Source organism: Cuneatibacter caecimuris (assembly GCF_004216775.1).
GTDB lineage: Bacteria > Bacillota > Clostridia > Lachnospirales > Lachnospiraceae > Cuneatibacter > Cuneatibacter caecimuris.
Genome location: NZ_SGXF01000001.1, coordinates 289,056 through 306,433, shown reverse-complemented (window position 1 = coordinate 306,433; position 17,378 = coordinate 289,056). Strand labels below are relative to the sequence as shown.

At 50.1% G+C, this 17,378-nt stretch carries 15 protein-coding genes and 1 other annotated feature (1 of these 16 only partly in view); of the genes, 8 read left to right on the top strand and 7 right to left on the bottom strand.

Annotated elements, in window-relative coordinates; all coding sequences use genetic code 11:
* Positions 1 to 35 precede the first annotated feature (35 nt).
* The 6 genes from EV209_RS01480 (at position 36) to EV209_RS01455 (ending at position 5,510) form a co-directional block, all read left to right on the top strand.
* Positions 36 to 1,526, top strand: a complete 1,491-nt coding sequence (locus tag EV209_RS01480; RefSeq protein ID WP_130432349.1) for an alpha-N-arabinofuranosidase — start codon at positions 36 to 38, stop codon at positions 1,524 to 1,526.
* Positions 1,527 to 1,539: 13 nt separating this feature from the next.
* The gene (locus EV209_RS01475) at positions 1,540 to 1,803 is read left to right on the top strand and encodes a DUF6171 family protein (protein WP_130432347.1); all 264 of its coding nucleotides are present in this window, start codon (positions 1,540 to 1,542) and stop codon (positions 1,801 to 1,803) included.
* Between the two features lie 8 nt (positions 1,804 to 1,811).
* Positions 1,812 to 3,371, top strand: a complete 1,560-nt coding sequence (gene cls, locus EV209_RS01470; RefSeq protein WP_130432345.1) for a cardiolipin synthase — start codon at positions 1,812 to 1,814, stop codon at positions 3,369 to 3,371.
* Positions 3,372 to 3,395: 24 nt separating this feature from the next.
* Positions 3,396 to 4,445, top strand: a complete 1,050-nt coding sequence (locus EV209_RS01465) for an acyltransferase family protein (RefSeq protein ID WP_130432343.1) — start codon at positions 3,396 to 3,398, stop codon at positions 4,443 to 4,445.
* Positions 4,446 to 4,525: 80 nt separating this feature from the next.
* On the top strand, positions 4,526 to 4,936 hold the full coding sequence (locus tag EV209_RS01460; RefSeq protein ID WP_130432341.1) for a VOC family protein: 411 nt from the start codon (positions 4,526 to 4,528) through the stop codon (positions 4,934 to 4,936).
* Positions 4,937 to 5,030: 94 nt separating this feature from the next.
* Positions 5,031 to 5,510 (top strand): hypothetical protein, encoded by a 480-nt coding sequence (locus EV209_RS01455; RefSeq protein ID WP_130432339.1) that lies wholly within the window; start codon positions 5,031 to 5,033, stop codon positions 5,508 to 5,510.
* 284 nt (positions 5,511 to 5,794) lie between these two features.
* Here EV209_RS01455 and EV209_RS01450 read toward each other — a convergent pair whose 3' ends face one another.
* The 7 genes from EV209_RS01450 to aroF all read right to left on the bottom strand — a co-directional run bounded on the left by EV209_RS01450 (position 5,795) and on the right by aroF (position 12,819).
* A complete protein-coding gene (locus tag EV209_RS01450; RefSeq protein WP_130432337.1) occupies positions 5,795 to 6,586 on the bottom strand; it encodes a hypothetical protein in 792 nt (263 codons plus the stop codon).
* Positions 6,583 to 7,143, bottom strand: a complete 561-nt coding sequence (locus EV209_RS01445) for an RNA polymerase sigma factor (protein WP_130432335.1) — start codon at positions 7,141 to 7,143, stop codon at positions 6,583 to 6,585. Before EV209_RS01445 ends, EV209_RS01450 begins: the two co-directional genes overlap by 4 nt.
* 231 nt (positions 7,144 to 7,374) lie before the next feature.
* Complete coding sequence (locus tag EV209_RS16460; RefSeq protein WP_207220563.1) at positions 7,375 to 8,283, bottom strand: DUF3795 domain-containing protein; 909 nt, start codon at positions 8,281 to 8,283, stop codon at positions 7,375 to 7,377.
* Between the two features lie 56 nt (positions 8,284 to 8,339).
* Complete coding sequence (locus tag EV209_RS01435) at positions 8,340 to 9,254, bottom strand: helix-turn-helix transcriptional regulator (RefSeq protein WP_130432333.1); 915 nt, start codon at positions 9,252 to 9,254, stop codon at positions 8,340 to 8,342.
* A 174-nt stretch (positions 9,255 to 9,428) separates the two neighbouring features.
* Positions 9,429 to 10,706 carry a 3-phosphoshikimate 1-carboxyvinyltransferase gene (gene aroA / locus EV209_RS01430; protein WP_130432331.1) on the bottom strand — a complete coding sequence of 426 codons (1,278 nt, stop codon included), beginning with the start codon at positions 10,704 to 10,706 and terminating at the stop codon, positions 9,429 to 9,431.
* Positions 10,707 to 10,714: 8 nt separating this feature from the next.
* Positions 10,715 to 11,806, bottom strand: a complete 1,092-nt coding sequence (locus EV209_RS01425) for a prephenate dehydrogenase (RefSeq protein ID WP_165388774.1) — start codon at positions 11,804 to 11,806, stop codon at positions 10,715 to 10,717.
* Positions 11,806 to 12,819 (bottom strand): 3-deoxy-7-phosphoheptulonate synthase, encoded by a 1,014-nt coding sequence (aroF, locus tag EV209_RS01420; protein ID WP_130432327.1) that lies wholly within the window; start codon positions 12,817 to 12,819, stop codon positions 11,806 to 11,808. Before aroF ends, EV209_RS01425 begins: the two co-directional genes overlap by 1 nt.
* A gap of 261 nt (positions 12,820 to 13,080) precedes the next feature.
* Here aroF and EV209_RS01415 point away from each other — a divergent pair, with 261 nt between their 5' ends.
* Both EV209_RS01415 and EV209_RS01410 read left to right on the top strand, forming a co-directional pair.
* Complete coding sequence (locus EV209_RS01415) at positions 13,081 to 15,156, top strand: elongation factor G (RefSeq protein WP_130434108.1); 2,076 nt, start codon at positions 13,081 to 13,083, stop codon at positions 15,154 to 15,156.
* A gap of 241 nt (positions 15,157 to 15,397) precedes the next feature.
* A complete protein-coding gene (locus tag EV209_RS01410) occupies positions 15,398 to 17,143 on the top strand; it encodes a DUF975 family protein (protein ID WP_130432325.1) in 1,746 nt (581 codons plus the stop codon).
* A gap of 48 nt (positions 17,144 to 17,191) precedes the next feature.
* Positions 17,192 to 17,378, top strand: a binding site (T-box leader) (it continues 25 nt past the right edge of the window).

Here is a 17,378-nt window from a genome sequence, read left to right as displayed (position 1 = left end):
ATAATAAATTTTTCAATATAAAAAGGAGCGGAATCGTGAAAAAATTATATGTGAACCCAGATGAAAAACTTGGACGGATCAGTCCGGAAATCCAGGGGCATTTTTCAGAGCACCTGGGACGTTGCATTTATGAGGGGATATTTGTGGGAGAGGATTCAGAAATCCCCAATATCAACGGCCTGAGGACCGATGTGGTGGAAGCGCTGAGGGCGATCCGCGTGCCGGTGCTCCGCTGGCCGGGCGGCTGCTTTGCGGACGAGTATCACTGGATGGACGGAATCGGGGAGAAATCCGGCAGAAAAAAGATGATCAATACACATTGGGGCGGTGTGGTGGAGGACAACAGTTTCGGGACCCATGAATTCATGGAGCTCTGCCGGCAGCTGGGGTGCAAGCCTTATATCAACGGCAACCTGGGCAGCGGAACCGTGCGGGAGATGAGCGAATGGGTGGAATACATGACATTTGAAGGGACTTCGCCCATGGCGGACCTGCGCAGGAAAAACGGCCGGGAAGAACCCTGGCAGGTAGATTATTTCGGCGTAGGCAACGAAAACTGGGGCTGCGGCGGCAACATGCTGCCGGAATACTATGCCAATGAATACCGCAGATACCAGACTTATGTGAGGGATTATTCTGAAGAACACCGGATTTACCGGATTGCCTGCGGGCCGAATGGGGATGATTATGAGTGGACAGACACTTTGATGAAAATGGCTGGGAAATTTATGGACGGCCTCTCCCTGCATTATTATACTTATCCCTATGAATGGGAAAACAAGACGGCGGCCACAGGATTTGATCTGGCGGAATATTATCAGACGCTGAAGAAAACACTGTACATGGAAGAGCTGGTGACCAGGCACTCAGAAATCATGGACAGGTATGATCCGGAGAAGAGAGTGGGGCTGATTGTGGATGAATGGGGCGCCTGGCATCAGGTGGAGCCGGGTACGAATCCGGGATTCCTGTACCAGCAGAACACCATGCGGGACGCCATGATTGCGGCAGTAACCCTGAATATTTTCAATAAGCACTGCAGCCGGGTGAAGATGGCCAACATCGCCCAGATGGTCAATGTGCTGCAGGCCGTGCTTCTCACAGAAGGGGAGCGCATGGTAAAAACGCCTACCTATCATGTTTTTGATTTATATAAGGCTCATCAGGGCGGACAGCTGGTGCGCAGCTATGTGGAAAATGAAACCATTGGGACGGATACGGCGCAGGTGCCGCAGCTTCATGAGTCCGTCTCCATGGATGAGGACGGAAGACTTCAGGTGACGATTGCGAACCTTTCCGCGGATCAGGGACAGGAAATCCTGCTCTGCCCGGCCGGACGAAAAGTTTCGGCGGCGGAGGGAAGAATTCTCAGGGGAAATACAGGTGATTACAATACATTTGAGCGGCCGGATGCGGTGAAAACAGAAGCGTATACAGAAGCTGCCGCAGGGGAAAAGGGCGTGCGTTTTGCACTGCCTGCCTGCAGCGTGGTGCATCTGACCGTGTCTCTGGAAGAAAACGGCTGAGCGCCCTGCATCAATGGAAAAGAACAGATTTTGCAGGAGATGCCTGCTGAAAGAAGCCTCGCCGGAAGATTATCAGAAATATGTGGAGAGGTTCATAAAAGGAGCAGATCCCTCTGCCCGGGCGGAGGAAGACATCTATCAGGAAAGGCTGAAAGCCTGCCTCGGCTGTGAAAAACTTTCCGCGGGGACTTGCCTGGCCTGCGGCTGTTACGTGGAACTGAGAGCCCTGGCGAGAAGCAGCCGCTGCCCGCGAAAGCCTTCCCGGTGGAAAAGATAAGGAGTACCATGGAAAAAGACAAGATGCTCAGGCAAGGAAAGAAAAAATTATTCGGATTGGTGTTCGGACGGTCAGCGGTGATTATCCTGCTCCTTATTCTGCAGGTAGTGATACTGGCTGGGGTGCTGCTGTATTTCAGCGAATACATCGGTTACTATTACTGGCTTTCGATTATAGTAAGCGTAGTGGTAATTATTTATGTGATGAACCGTCCCGACAATCCTGCTTTTACGCTGTCCTGGATCATTCCGATTCTCGTGATCCCGGTATTCGGCGCCCTGTTGTATGTGTTTCTGCATCTGCAGATCGGCACCAGGATCATCTATGACCGGCACAGAAAACTGATCGGGAAGACCAGGCTGTATCTGCAGCAGCAGCCTGAGGTGCTGGAAGCTCTGGAGAAAGAGGATGTATATGAAGCGGCTTTGGCGCGTTATATGGCGAAATGCGGAGGATATCCTGTATACCGGAATTCCAGCGTCAAATATTTTTCCTGCGGGGAGGAGAAATTTGCGGAAATGATTCCCCGTCTGGAAAAGGCGAAGAAGTTCATTTTTCTGGAATACTTCATTATCGAAGAGGGCGTGATGCTCAATACCGTGCTGGATATTCTGGAACGAAAAGTAAAAGAAGGGGTGGACGTGCGGTTCATGTACGACGGTATGTGTTCCATTGCCCTGGTGCCCTGGAACTTTCCAAAAGAGCTGGAACGAAGGGGAATTACATGCCGCGTGTTCTCGCCGGTGCGTCCGGCGCTGTCCACCAGCCAGAATAACAGAGACCACCGGAAGGTGCTGGTGGTGGACGGGGAGGTTGCTTTTACAGGAGGCATTAATCTGGCTGATGAATATATCAATCTCAAGGAGCGCTTCGGATACTGGAAAGATGTGGCGGTGATGGTGGAAGGAGAAGCTGTCACCGCGTTCACCATGATGTTCCTGCAGATGTGGGGAATTGAGAAGATGGAAGACGAGCTGTACCGGGATTTTTGTACCCCCCAGTCACCGGCAGCAGAAAGCCCCGGCTATGTGATGCCCTATGGGGACAGTCCTCTGGACCGGGAAACCGTGGGAGAGCAGGTGTACATGGACATGCTCTATCATGCCACGCGCTATGTGCATATCATGACTCCCTATCTGATTTTGGATGCGGAGATGACAAATGCTCTGACCCATGCGGCGCGCAGCGGCAAAGAAGTGATCATCATCATGCCGGGGATCCCGGATAAACCCTATGCCTTTATTCTGGCGAAAACCTATTATCCGGAGCTTTTGCGGGCCGGCGTAAAGATTTACGAATACACGCCTGGTTTTGTTCACGCCAAGGTCTTTGTTTCGGATGACTGCAGGGCGGTGGTAGGAACCATCAATCTGGATTTCCGCAGCCTGTATCTTCATTTTGAATGCGCGGCCTATATGTACCAGGTGGAGGCGGTCCGGGATATAGAAGCTGATTTTCAGGAGACTCTGGCGAAATGTCATCAGGTGACTGTGGAAGACTGCCGAAAACTGCCGGTCATGAAAAAGATATTTGGCAGGTGTCTCAGAATTTTAGCGCCGCTGATGTGACGGATATAAAAATCAGAGGGGAGAATGACTGCATTGAAGACAGGTATATCGGGCGAAAACCGCCGGGTTTTTTACATGGATTTTATCCGGGCCCTGGCTATGCTGCTGATTGTAACCTACCATTTTAATATAGAAGCTATGAGCCGGGTTCAGGATTTTTCCTGCCGGCCTGTGCTGTTTTTGAACTATCATCAGGTGAACGGTGGCACGCTGGGAGTATCGCTGTTTTTTATATTATCCGGAGCTGCGCTGATGCTTTCCGCCAGAAAAGAACAGACAATGGCCCGTTATCTGAAAAAACGGTTTCTGGCGATTTTTCCGTCTTACTGGCTGGTATGGCTGGCCGGGACGCTGGCAACTCTTTTGCTGATGCGCAGCCATTATGAAGGCATTCCTCTGTGGACGCTTCTGCTGACAGCCATCGGAATGGACGGTTATTTATATGAGCTGGTTCCGAATTTTTATCTGACAGGAGAATGGTTTATCGGTTGTATCCTTCTGCTGTATCTTCTGTTTCCCTGGCTGAAAAAAGCAGTGGACAAAGCCCCGGCCTTCACTGCGGCAGCTGCATTGGCAGTCTGGGCGCTTCTGCTGGCGTTCCGGCCCTTTGCCCTGCAGACAGACCATGTATTTTTGATGCGGGTTCCGGAGTTTATGCTGGGGATGTATCTGATCCGATATATGCCGGAGATCAACTGGAAAGCCGGGGCCTGCGGGCTTGCCGCGGCATTGGCGCTGATGTTCCTGCCGGATTTCTGGGGTGAGGCAGAGGTGGTGAGGTCCGCGCTGATGGGCGCCGGCTGGTATCTGTTTTTAGGCTGGGCGGGAACGCTGGTCAGCAGCTTTCGGATATCCGGAGTATTTGCCTGGCTGTCCAGGTACAGCTACGAATGGTTCCTGCTTCACCATATGTTTTATACCTTTTTATTCACGTTGCTGGTAGGAAAAACCTTTGGCCAGGGAAGTTTCATCCTTCTGTTTCTGATGTCCCTGCTGGTATTTGCAGTGGGTGGGATTGTGCTGAAGGCCGTTACAGCAGCGGTTGTAAAAATATTTAGAAAACGGCCTGCGTGACAGGAAATAAATTACATAAGCTGGACAAAAAATTATTATATGCTATGCTGTATTTAGAATGATTAAGAGGAGGGATAACGATGATTACAGGAATCGGACATGTGGCTTTTGACGTAGAGGATATGGAAAAGGCGCTGGATTTTTACTGCGGGAAGCTGGGCTTTCAGGACGCCTTTGAAACCAGGGACCCTGAAACCGGAAAGCCCTGGATCCGGTATATCCAGGTGACGAAGGGACAGTTCATAGAGTTGTTCTATGACCGGGAAGGAGAGAACAGGCAGGGCTCCTACAGCCATCTCTGCCTGCTGACAGACGACATCTGGTCTGCAGAAGCTCTGATGAAGGAGAAAGGGCTTCCCTTGGATACCCCTGCGAAAAAAGGCAGCGACGGAAACTGGCAGTGCTGGACGCATGATCCGGACGGAAACAGGATTGAGTTCATGCAGATTATGCCGGACTCTAAACAGGGAAAGCTGGACGCCCAGCTGTAACCCGCTGTTTTTCCGGCAGCTTCTTCCAGGGCCTGGTTCTGGAAAAGTCAGGAAGTAAAAAGTGGTAACCAGTCAATTAAAAAGGGGACAGAGTATGAAACAAATGAAAAAATATTTAGCAGCAGGTCTTTTTGCGGTATTGGTGATTTTACAGGCTGTCAGCCTGTATCAGCTGAACAGTTTAAAAAGAGACAACAGAGAGCTGCAGGAAAAAGCTGCTGTGGCAGAAAGCAGATATCAGGAATTGGAACAAATGCAGACAGAGCTGCAGGATCTGGCCACAGAAATCAAGCTGGCAGAACGGAATCAGTCTGCGCAGGACACTTGGGTGGAGCCAGAAAAACGTGTTTTGCGGATCGACGGCAGATTGTATTATGGAACCGCGGAGACAGGCCCCATGGGAGACAGCGGGGTGGTCAGGGGAATGATTCTTTCTTCCGTAGGAGAAAATGAAATTCCTGAAAAGGACGCCTGCTCAAACTTTGGGTGTATTGGCAATGCATTTACCGATGCTTCGGGGGAAATGGTCATGGTAGCGATTGGGGAGGAATGGTTTATATTTAGGACGAAATGATTGATTGGAGGAGTCGCGGAGAGGCGGCAGAGAAGGCTCCGGAGGTTCGATGCCTGACGGCTATAACCTCCAGAGTCTTTTCTGCCGCCTCTTTGCCGGAGGGATCTCCTGGCCTAGGTGGAGGGCAGCGGGGGAATCAAAGTCCGCTGCCGGAGTATTTTCCCCTGCATTGTTTGTATTCGTCTGCCACAACAGCCGCCGTTTTTCCAGCCTCTGCGCTGCATAAACTGCGCAAATACTGGGGAAACCGCCACGGCCTGGCGCCGGAAAAGAAACGTACCATATTATCCAAAGGTGTCAATCAGCCCTTTAAGATATTCAGCAAGGTCGATGTGATCTTCCTCAGCAAAGCCGCTGACGGAAATGCTATAAAGAATTCCATTGTCAACAAAATACGCGCTTGCATATCCAATCGTTTCGTAAACGGCAAACTTCGCATGAATCCCGTTTACTTCACTCACATATTCGGAAAGGATTGCATCTTTCTCCCGCAATTCCGGGTTATTGATTTCTGTAATTTGCTCATAAGGTTTCTTTGTTCCAATAGACATATATACGAACATATCTATATAACCGGACATGGCAGCCCCGGTATCATGCCTGCTGCGCAGTGTGATAGAAGTAATGGGCCGTTCACCCTTGGTATAGGAACCTTGAATATCAACACCATCACCAAGTACCATACTTTCAAGCCGGTCGCTAATCAGTAAATCTATATCAAGGTAGTCCTCCACTCCGGCATAACTTGCTTTATAGATTTGATAAGGCGGCTGCGATAATTCTTTCAATGCGTCCGAAGAAACTGTTTGTATATTAAGTTCTGCGGTTATTTGATAGGAAGGCAATACTGTGTCGCGGTTGGTAATATACACCTGGTATAGATATGCCGCTGCTGCAACGGCAGTGCAGGAGAGTATTATAATCACAGCAGCAATCAATGCAGTTTTAATCTTACCTTTCCCCCTAAACGGATAAATGACAGCTGGGGGGTTCATGACAAGTTCTTCCGGTGCAGCCTCTTCAATATATTTTTCGTCCACTTGCCCGAGAATATTTAAAATCTTCTCCTGTTTCATAGCTCAAACCCTTCTTTCTCCAATAATTGTTTTAGCTTATTTCTTGCGCGGGACAAGGTCATTTTCACATTGCTTTCGCTGATTGAAAAATCATTTGCAATCTCTTTGATTGGACTAAAATACCAATAACGGCGCATGAAGATTTTTCGTGTTTCCGCAGGCAGAGCAGTAAGAAAACGGTTTATGCAATCCACAAGCACCATATCGTCAATGATATGATTGGTGTTATCTGCTGCGGAAACACACTCCGCAAGTTCATCAATTACAAGCGGCATTTGGCCGCCGCCGCGTTTTTCCCTTCTATAATATTTGTATCTGTCCAGTGCAAAATTACGTGTGATTTTTCCGAGAAATGTGGACAGTTTGTCTGGCCGTTGCGGCGGGATAATATCCCAGGCCTTTAAGTAGGTATCATTGACACACTCCTCGCTGTCCTCATTGTTGCGCAAGATGTTGTACGCAATATAATGACAATACCTGCCATACTTGTATGCGGTTTCTGATATGGCGTTTTTCGCGCGCGCCCAGTACAAATCAACAATCTGTTGGTCATCCATCTCTATCCTCCTTTCGCCTGTGGTAAGGATTCCTTTCATCCTAATACACGACACAGCCTGCGGCTGCGTCACATGTATTCCGGAAAAATTTTGAATTGGAAGGAGACGGCAGAGAAGACTACGGAGGTTCGATGCCTGACGGCTATAACCTCCGTAGTCTTCTCTACCGCCTCTTTGTCGGGCCTCCTGTTTGGGGAGGTGGAGCAGCAGACAGGTATGTTGGGGATTACGTTACAATCCACGGTTAATAAATTGGATGAGTTCTTCTTCGCTGTGAAATAAATCATAATCGCCGGTAAGCTGCCCGCTGTAATGATAGAGAACCCCGTGCTCCTCGTTATTTTTCAGAGCGCAGATCAAAGGATTCAACCCGTTTTTGAATATATAGTCTGAAAAAGTCTTGACGCGCAGTTTATTTAACATTGGGCTGTTACATGGAAAATCGCCGCATTCCCAACAGCCGTGCAAATTTTTTGATTTACAGCAATTGTAGTTTTTACAGTTCCCTCTGTCCTGACAACTATCTTTTGTGCAGCCATCACAATTTTTATTCTCACTGCAAACGCAGCATGCCAGACCGCAAAAAGCGATCCCTTTGTCTGCATCAAAAGCTTTTATGATCGGCCTTTCATAATATCCCAACTGAGGACGGAATGAAGATGATGGGACGAAACCATATTTTTCTAATAAAGGTATTCTTTCAGGAACGTTGGAAGCTTTGATTTTTAGGCTTCCAATTTCAAAATCCCTGATGAAATGCAGGACAGCAAGTTTTATGAATTCTTCTATATATTGTTCTTTGTCATAAGCCTCTGCAATATCAATTCTCAAAACTCCATATTTTCCGCCGAATATCTCAATAGTGCCAATTGGGATATCTGGTGTTTTAGAAATTATAGAAAATCTGACGTACTTGTGTTCCTGATATTCCTTAAGCCAAAAATTAATGCAGGCTTCCATTTCTTCAATGGTTGTGTAATAAAAATCACTGGTACAACTGTCTGCATTCATTTTTAATACAGCCTTTTTATCAGAATAACATGCTAACAGAGATCGGGCGTCCTCTAATTTGACTAACCGAAGGGTAAAAGATGTGGTTTCATAAACCGGACACTCTTCATAAACATTGTGGATTGACATACGAGCACCTCCTGCTTTTTCATTTATTGTATCAGAAGAACAACGACAACATTATGTCATAGTTTCTGATACAAAGAAATTACTTTTTGGGCGCAGGAGATCAGCCTCTCTTTAATGTGCTGGGGAAACAGAACTTCGACATTATCTCCAAATGACAACAGAGTGCCAAGCCATAGCTGTTCATTCTCAACAACAGACAATTCCATAAGCACAGTATTGCTGTCAAGATATTTGAGTACCTTTCCATTGAGATATTCATAAGATTTTGTGATGAAATCAGGATTACATTTCACAATTACTTTAGTGTGTGTTACCATATTATTTTTATCGTGGTTCGCAAGTATCGTTTGAGGGGAACCATGTTCTTTTGAAAAAGCATCTTCTGTAATTTCCAGATCTTCCATCCTAAGAAGTTTGTATGTTAAGTAATCATCTTTAACAATAGAATAAGCCAGTAAATACCAAGCATACCACCTGTAAATCACAGCAACCGGTTCCACCAGATGAATCCGTCTCTCATTCCGGCTGTTGCTATAAGAAAATCTGACTGCCTTTCTATGGAATGCAGCGAATTGAAGAAGCGGCAGAAATTTGCTGTTTCCCTCCTGCAAAACAGAAAAATCAAGTATCATACCCGCATTATTTTCATCAATCAGCGAAATGATCTTTTCATACAGATTTGAAATATCCGGATTATTGGTAGCAGAAGAGAGCCCATGCAAAGCAGTAAGAATATAAGAATAATCCTTTTGAGAAATAATCTGATTATTTAAAGTAAATCTTTTTGTCAATTCATAGCCGCCATTCATTCCAGTAATTGCAGCAACAGGAATGCCGGCAGAGCATAACGAATCAATATCCCTTTGAATCGTGCGGACAGACACCTCAAAATGCTTCGCCAAACTTCTTGCCGAGGTCCTCCCATGATTCATTAAAAATACAGTAATCCCATACAAACGATCGACTTTCATAACATTACTCCCATACCCGGAGAAGAAATCCCCCCATCAACCAGCAGAAGCCAGAGAGAACCTCAGCAGAGAGGAGGAAGACAAAACGGAGGAGGCTATTTGCCGTAAGGCATCGAGCCTCCGGAGTTTTCTCTTCCTCCTCTCCGCGACTCCCCTTCGCGCCGCCATCTCATTTCATCTCCGCAGCCCCTCTAAATCCTCAAAAAACCCAGGATAAGAAATCCCCACGCATTCCGCTCCCCGGATCTCCACTCCCCCTTCGGCGAACAATCCCGCCACGGCAAAAGTCATAGCGATCCTGTGATCCATTTGGCTGTCGATTTCCGCATCATGCAGAGGCCTGCCGCCGCGGATAATCATTCCATCCTCGGTTTCCGTCACATCCGCGCCCATTGCCCGCAGATTTTCCGTCATAATCGCGATCCGGTTGGATTCCTTCACCTTCAGTTCCGCGGCGTCCCGGATCACGGTTTCGCCTTCTGCGAAGCAGGCCAGAAGAGCAGCCACAGGCAGCTCATCAATCATAGCTGGGATGATATCTCCCTCCAACGTAATCCCATGGAGAGCGCTTTGCTCCACAAACAGGTCCGCGGCAGGCTCGCCGCCTGTCTCCCGGAGATTTTCCAGGCGGATTTTTCCCCCCATGGCCTGACAGGCCCGGATCAGACCGTCCCGGGTGGGATTGATACCTACATTGCGGATTAAAATGCCGGAGCCCTGAGCCAATAACCCGGCGGCGATAAAATAAGCCGCGGAAGAGATATCCCCCGGCACCTCAATTTTACAGGCATGGAGCTCCTTTGCAGGAGCGATGAAAGCGGTGGACCCGCAGGATGCAGCCTGAGCCCCAAACCCCTTGAGCATAAGCTCCGTATGGTTTCTGGAAAGACTGGGTTCCGTCACTGCGGTGGGAGAATCCGCATACAGCCCTGCCAGCAAAATTGCTGATTTTACCTGGGCGGAGGCGACTTTGGAATGATAATGGATTCCCCGGAGGGAAGAGCCCCGGATCAGCAGCGGCGCGCAGCCGTTGTCCCGCTGGCTCAGAATTTTGGCGCCCATGGCGGAAAGCGGCTCCATGATGCGTTTCATGGGACGGCGCCGGATGGATTCGTCTCCGGTGAGCACCGTATCAAAAGGCTGCCCTGCCAGGATGCCGGAAATCAGGCGGGTGGTGGTCCCGGAATTGCCGCAGTCCAGGATTTCCGAAGGGGCTGTAAGGCCGCGGAGCCCTTTGCCGTGGACCAGAACCCGGTCAGAGGTATTTTCAATTTCAATCCCCAGCTTCCGGAAGCAGGAGATGGTGGAGAGGCAGTCGGCGCCCTGAAGAAAATGGGTCACTTCTGTAGTGCCCTGAGCGATCGCGCCGAACATGACGCTCCGGTGGGAAATAGATTTATCGCCCGGAATCTGCAGGCTGCCCTGCAGGCGGGCGGCGGGATGAATTTTCATAGATCCTCCTAACGTACGGTGATATGATAATGGCAGCTGTCCAGGGTTTCCGCTGCTCTGGAAGCAGAATCTTCATCATAAAAAACGATTTTGAGCGCCCCCTGTTCAAATTCCCTGTTATGCACAATGCCGATATTCTTGATGCTGATTTGATGGACGGACAGGATGGTGGCAATGGTGGCGATGGCGCCGGCTTCATCCACGATATCGCAGTAAACCGCGTATTCCTTTTTCAGAGGCCCGGCGGAACGGTCGCTGATGGAACTGCGGTATTCCCCGGATTCTTCAAAGAGACGGAACAGTCCGGCTGCGTCGCTGTTTTCCAGCTCATGATAAATCCCTTCCATGTCAGCGATATAGTCCCGCAGTATTTTCATGATATTTTCTCTGTTTTCCATGCAGATCTGCTGCCACATTTCCGGGGAAGAAGAAGCGATTCTTGTGATATCCTTAAAACCTCCGGCAGCCACGGTTTTCATGGTCTGGCGGGAGGAATCGGAACGGGCGACCAGGTTCACCAGCCCGGCGGCGATCAGGTGGGGGAGATGGCTGACTGCCGCCACCACGCTGTCGTGCTCCTCCGGGTCCAGCACCAGAGGGATTCCATGGAGATCCAGCACCAGAGCGGTGAGTTTCTTCAGATCCGCCGGGGAGGACTGGGGTGTGGGGGTCAGCACGTAATAAGCATTTTCCACAAGGTGATCCGTGGCGTTTTCATACCCGGTCTGTTCGGAGCCGGCCATGGGATGGCCGCCGATAAAGCAGTGGGAAAGCCCCTGGGCCAGAACTGCATGGTGGACGTTTGATTTTGTACTTCCCACGTCGGTGAGGATGCAGCCTGGCTTCACCACATCTTTCAGCTTCGCCAGGTATCCTGGGATGCAGGAAACAGGGGTGCAGAGAAAGATAAAATCACATCCTGCCAGTTCTTTTGGGGAAGTGACGATCTCATCCAGGACTCCGTCCGCCCGGGCTGCTTCCAGTTTGCCGGCAGTGCGGGAGCAGGCCAGCATTTTCCAGTCAGGGTGGACTTTTTTCAGGCCCTTGGCGATGGAGCCGCCGATCAGGCCGAAGCCGATAAAACCAATGATTTCAGACATCAGAATTTCCTTCCTTCCAGCTGCGCGTAGGGGCGGAGCCTGCCGCAGAGAGTTTCAAATTGTTCAAATGTCAGGGACTGGGGGCCGTCGGACAGGGCGCAGGCAGGATCAGGATGAACTTCAATCATCAGCCCGTCGGCGCCGGCAGCCACGGCTGCCTTTGCCAGCGGTTCCACGTAGGCCCGGACGCCGGTGGCATGGCTGGGGTCCACGATCACCGGCAGATGGCTCTTGGAACGCAGTACCGGAACAGCGCTGAGGTCCAGCGTGTTTCTGGTGGCGGTTTCATAAGTGCGGATTCCCCGTTCACAGAGCACCACGTCAGGATTGCCCTGGGCCAGGATATACTCCGCCGCGTTGAGCCATTCGTCGATGGTGGCGGCCAGCCCGCGTTTCAGCAAGACGGGAAGCCCCGCTTTTCCGGCTTCCTTCAGCAGCTCAAAATTCTGCATGTTCCTGGCGCCGATCTGGAGAATATCCACGTATTTTACCGCGGATTCTATGGCTTTCAGGCTGGTGACCTCGCAGACCACTGAAAGGCCTGTGGCTTCTCTGGCCTCTTTCATGTAGCGCAGCCCTTCTTCTTCCAGACCCTGGAAGGAGTAGGGGGAGGTGCGGGGTTTATATGCGCCTCCCCGGAGAACGGTTGCCCCGGCTTTTTTTACCGCAAAGGCGGTGTCCAGAAGCTGCTTTTCATTTTCAATGGCGCAGGGGCCTGCCATGACAGTCAGTGTATCAGGGCCGATCAGCGCGTTTCCTGCCTGAACAGAAGAGGGCTGCGGGTGAAATTTCTTATTGGAAAGCTTGTAGGTTTCCGTGACAGGGACCACTTTGTCCACGCCGGAGGCGATTTCCAGGTTCGAAGCGGAGAGCCGCGTTTTATCACCGATGACACCTATAATGGTGACTTCCTGGCCCTCTGAAAGATGGGTCTGCAGGCCGCATCCCTCCACGGTTTGCATCACGTTCTGGATTTCCTGGCGGCTGGCGCCGGGCTTCATTACAATAATCATATCTATTTCCTCATTCCTTCTGTATTTCAATGATGTCGAATCAGCATTAGTTTAGCTTAATTTTCCCTAATTGTCAACACTATATTGCTTTAAACTGTAACGGTTTAAAGTGCAAAACAAAAGAGACAGAAACAATTTAGAAAAAACTTGTTAAATTTGCATGATAGACTTGAAATTTTTGAAAAAATTTAGTAGAATATATCTATAATTGATCCAGGCACTTTGGGATGACAAAAAACGAGAGTATTGGAGGAATGAATGATGAACGTGTATGAAAGCGACAAGATCCGCAACGTAGTGATTCTGGGCCATGGCGGCTCCGGCAAGACCACCCTGGTAGAAGCCATGGCATATGTCACCGGCGCAGTAAAGCGTCAGGGCAGAGTGACGGACGGAAATACAATCAGCGATTATGACAAAGAAGAACAGAAACGCCAATTCTCTATTTCCACCAGCCTGGTCCCGGTGGAATATGACGATATCAAAGTGAACCTGCTGGATACCCCCGGATATTATGATTTTGTCGGAGAGGTGGAGGAGGCGCTGAACGTGGCCGACGCCGCGATTATCGTGGTGAACGGAAAATCCGGCGTGGAAGTGGGAACGGAGAAGGCCTGGGAGCTGTGTGAGAAATACAACCTGCCCAGAATGATCTTTGTGACAGGCATGGACGACGATAATGCCAGCTTCCGCCAGGTGAACGTGACCCTGAATGAGAAATTCGGCCGCAAGATTGCGCCTTTCCATGTGCCGATCCGTGAGGATGGCAAATTTGTGGGTTTTGTTAATGTGGTGAAAATGGAAGGACGCCGTTTTACAGAAGGCAGCGATTATGTGGAGGGCGAAATCCCGGATTATCTGGATAAGCATCTGAGCATGAGCCGCGAATCCCTAATCGAGGCAGTGGCGGAGACCAGTGAAGAATTCATGGAACGATATTTTGCCGGAGAAGAATTTACCTATGACGAGATTTCCAGCGCCCTCCGGGAGCATGTGATCGACGGCTCCGTGGTGCCCGTTCTCTGCGGTACCGGCCTGAACGCCCAGGGCATGAACGCGCTGCTGCTGGCGATTCAGAAATATTTCCCCTCCCCGAAGCAATGCAAGATCAACGCCAATGATCTCAGCAACGGCGAACTGCTGCGTCTGGATTATGACTGCACAAAGCATGTGAGCGCCAAAGTGTTTAAGACGATTGTGGACCCCTTTATCGGCAAATATTCCCTGATTAAAATGGTGACAGGGGTGCTGAAGCCTGATACAGCGATTTATAATGTGAATAAGGAAGAAGAGGAAAAAGCGGCCAGGCTGTATGTGCTTCGGGGAAAGGAAGCCATTGAGGTTCCGGAGCTGCATGCCGGCGATATCGGCGCGCTGACCAAGATGAACACGCTGACCACCGGGGACACTGTTGCGCTCAAGGGAGCCACAGTGGTCTATGAGGCGCCGAAGGTGTCCGTACCTTTTACATATAAGGCTTATACCGCGAAAAACAAAGGCGACGAAGACAAGATTGCCGGCGCTCTGGCGAAGCTGATGGACGAGGATTTGACGCTGAAGGCAGTGAACGATGCGGAAAATCATCAGACTCTGCTGTACGGGATCGGCGACCAGCAGCTGGAAGTTGTGGTCTGCAAGCTGATGAACCGCTATAAGGTGGAAATCGAACTGACAAAGCCCAAATTCGCTTTCCGCGAAACCCTGCGCAAGAAGGTATCCGTACAGGGCAAGCATAAGAAGCAGTCTGGCGGCCACGGGCAGTACGGCGATGTAGTGATGGAATTTGAGCCCTCCGGCGATCTGGAGAAGGCTTATGTATTTGAAGAGAGAGTGGTGGGCGGCGCTGTTCCCCGCAACTATTTCCCCGCTGTGGAAAAGGGGGTTCAGGAATGCGTTGTGAAGGGGCCGCTGGCCGGTTACCCGGTGGTGGGCCTGAAGGCCACTCTGGTGGACGGCTCCTATCATCCTGTGGACTCTTCGGAAATGGCTTTCAAGATGGCCACGATCCTGGCCTTCAAGAAAGGCTTTATGGAGGCCGGGCCGGTTCTGCTGGAACCCATCAACACCCTGCAGGTGACAGTGCCGAACCAGTATGCCGGCGATATCATGGGCGATCTGAATAAGCGCCGCGGCCGCGTTCTGGGCATGGATCACATTCCTGGGGGAAAGCAGGTCATCACTGCGGATGTTCCCGCGTCAGAGCTGTACGGCTACTCCACAGACCTGCGTTCCATGACCGGCGGCATTGGGGATTTCTCCTATGAATTTGCCCGTTACGAGCAGGCTCCGGGAGATGTGCAGGCCAAGGAAGTGGCGGAGAGAAATAAAGAAAACTAAATAGATGTGGCTTGAGGGGCTGCTTGTACCCTCTGCTGGAAATGTCTGTAGAGAGGGCGCTGGTTCATGTTGTGAGGATCAGCGCCCTTTAAATAGGCTGATAATGGATCTGATACTGCTCAGTTGTTTTGGAATTAAAGAGCCAGAAGGACGCCCGGTTGAATAAAGCGCAGAGAATAGTGCTTCCTTTTTAAGGTCTTTTATGATACAATAACCGAAAATACAGGGGGAAACTCTGAAAGTGGAGGAAACAAGAGCGATGTGGTTCAGAAAAGACCTGAAAAAAGATGCTCGTGCAATGCTGAAACACAACTATTGGCGCATGGTGGCGCTGTGTTTACTGGTTGCCCTGTTTGCAGGAGAGGCCAATCAGATGCTTTCCCTGGTTCGGGCCTATGTGGGAGCGCGGCCGGAGATTGAGGCGGAACAGGAGGCGGGAACCGGCCTGCACCAGAAAACGAATTCAGAAGTTGTAGTGGATATTTTAAAGCAGCTGGGGTATGAAGAATATCAGAGCGCCGGAGTCAGCGCCACTCAGGGCGTGCTGGCCGGGATTGTCAATGGGATAGGCCAGGCAGGCTCTTTCCTGTTTGGAATCTTAAATGTGATCAACCAGTTTTTGTTTCACGATTCTGTGGCGGCCATATTCATCATACTGCTGGGATTGCTGATCCGCTTTATTTACTGGTGCTTTGTGGGGAATGTGCTGGTGGTGGGTAAAAACCGCTTTTTTATGGAGACTGTCACCTATGAGCACGCTCCGGTGCCCAGAATGCTGTTTATTTACCGGGTGAACCGGGCGTTTAAAGTGGCTGCGGCAATGTTTATGCGGGGATTTTTCCTGCTGCTTTGGATGCTCACCATTGTAGGCGGACCCATCAAGTACTATACCTATTACATGATCCCCTATATTGTGGCGGAGAACCCGGATATTGACTGGAAGTCCGCCATGGCGCTGTCCAAGAGGATGACCAGCGGACATAAATGGCGGATGTTCCTGCTGGATCTGTCCTTTATCGGGTGGGATATTCTCAATGCCTTTACTTTCGGTCTGCTGGATCTGTTCTATATCGTGCCTTATAAAAACTCAGTAAGGGCCCAGCTGTATCAGCGGCAGCGGGAACAGGTGATCCGTGAGAAATGCCCCTGTTGGGAAATGCTGGACGACAGGTATTTGTTTGAAGAGCCTGCTGTGATCCCGGAGGAAATTCCTTCAGAAAAAATCGACCCTGAACTGCGCATGCTGGAATACCCGGTGCAGCTGTTCAAAATCCCTGAAGAAAAGCGCAGGGAATGGATGGAAGCCCATTATGACAGGCCATACAGCCTGCGTTCTATAATTCTGCTTTTCTTCACTTTTTCTATAGTGGGATGGCTGTGGGAAGTGGGTCTTCATATGGTTCAGGCGGGTGAGTTTGTGAACCGGGGGACCATGTTCGGCCCATGGCTGCCCATTTATGGTTCGGGCGGATGCCTGGTGATTCTGCTTCTGCGCCGGTATGCGAAACACCCGCTGGTGACTTTTGGCCTGACGGTATTGCTGTGCGGAGTGGTGGAATATGGCACGGGATGGTATCTTGAAGTGACAAAAGGCGTGAAATGGTGGGATTATACCGGATATTTTCTGAACCTCCACGGCAGGATCTGCGCGGAAGGGCTGCTGGTGTTCGGAATCGGAGGCTGCGCCGCGATCTATGTGATCGGCCCGGCGCTGGATGAAAAGTTCAAAAAAATTCCCAAAAAAGTGCAGACAGCCCTGTGCGTTATTTTGATAGCTCTGTTCTGCAGCGATATTGTTTATTCTCACTTCCACCCCAATACCGGAAATGGGATCACACAGCCAGCGGCGGAAAAAGAGATGCAGAGTGCAGCGGCCGGAGCAACGATAGCCGGTTCCGCAGGAGGCGGCCTCATGATTCCGGGGGTCCGGGTGGATTTTGGGGAAGTGTCCGGTCCTGAAAAGACGGAATTGCAAGTTTGGGGTTGACAAAACAACTTGATGTGTTAAAATAGTCGCATATCAGCCGAAAAGGTGTGAACAACGCTGAAGGGGAATAGTAAGCCGCAGAATGTATCAGAGAGCTGCCGTTTGGTGTGAGGCAGTACAGGAAACAGCTGAATCTGGCCCCGGAGTTCCTTTCCTGAAATAACAGTAGGGAGAGGCGGTTTTCCCGTTATCGAAACATGAGTGCACGCATTGCTGCGTGAAATAGAGTGGTACC

Coding starts and splice junctions, on each gene's coding strand:
- EV209_RS01435 (WP_130432333.1), bottom strand. CDS start 9,254: ATGAAAGTCGATCGTTTGTATGGGATTACTGTATTTTTAATGAATCAT.
- aroF (WP_130432327.1), bottom strand. CDS start 12,819: ATGATTATTGTAATGAAGCCCGGCGCCAGCCGCCAGGAAATCCAGAAC.
- EV209_RS16460 (WP_207220563.1), bottom strand. CDS start 8,283: ATGTCAATCCACAATGTTTATGAAGAGTGTCCGGTTTATGAAACCACA.
- EV209_RS01415 (WP_130434108.1), top strand. CDS start 13,081: ATGAACGTGTATGAAAGCGACAAGATCCGCAACGTAGTGATTCTGGGC.
- EV209_RS01475 (WP_130432347.1), top strand. CDS start 1,540: ATGGAAAAGAACAGATTTTGCAGGAGATGCCTGCTGAAAGAAGCCTCG.
- aroA (WP_130432331.1), bottom strand. CDS start 10,706: ATGAAAATTCATCCCGCCGCCCGCCTGCAGGGCAGCCTGCAGATTCCG.
- EV209_RS01425 (WP_165388774.1), bottom strand. CDS start 11,806: ATGTCTGAAATCATTGGTTTTATCGGCTTCGGCCTGATCGGCGGCTCC.
- EV209_RS01450 (WP_130432337.1), bottom strand. CDS start 6,586: ATGAAACAGGAGAAGATTTTAAATATTCTCGGGCAAGTGGACGAAAAA.
- EV209_RS01455 (WP_130432339.1), top strand. CDS start 5,031: ATGAAACAAATGAAAAAATATTTAGCAGCAGGTCTTTTTGCGGTATTG.
- cls (WP_130432345.1), top strand. CDS start 1,812: ATGGAAAAAGACAAGATGCTCAGGCAAGGAAAGAAAAAATTATTCGGA.
- EV209_RS01460 (WP_130432341.1), top strand. CDS start 4,526: ATGATTACAGGAATCGGACATGTGGCTTTTGACGTAGAGGATATGGAA.
- EV209_RS01465 (WP_130432343.1), top strand. CDS start 3,396: ATGACTGCATTGAAGACAGGTATATCGGGCGAAAACCGCCGGGTTTTT.
- EV209_RS01445 (WP_130432335.1), bottom strand. CDS start 7,143: ATGGATGACCAACAGATTGTTGATTTGTACTGGGCGCGCGCGAAAAAC.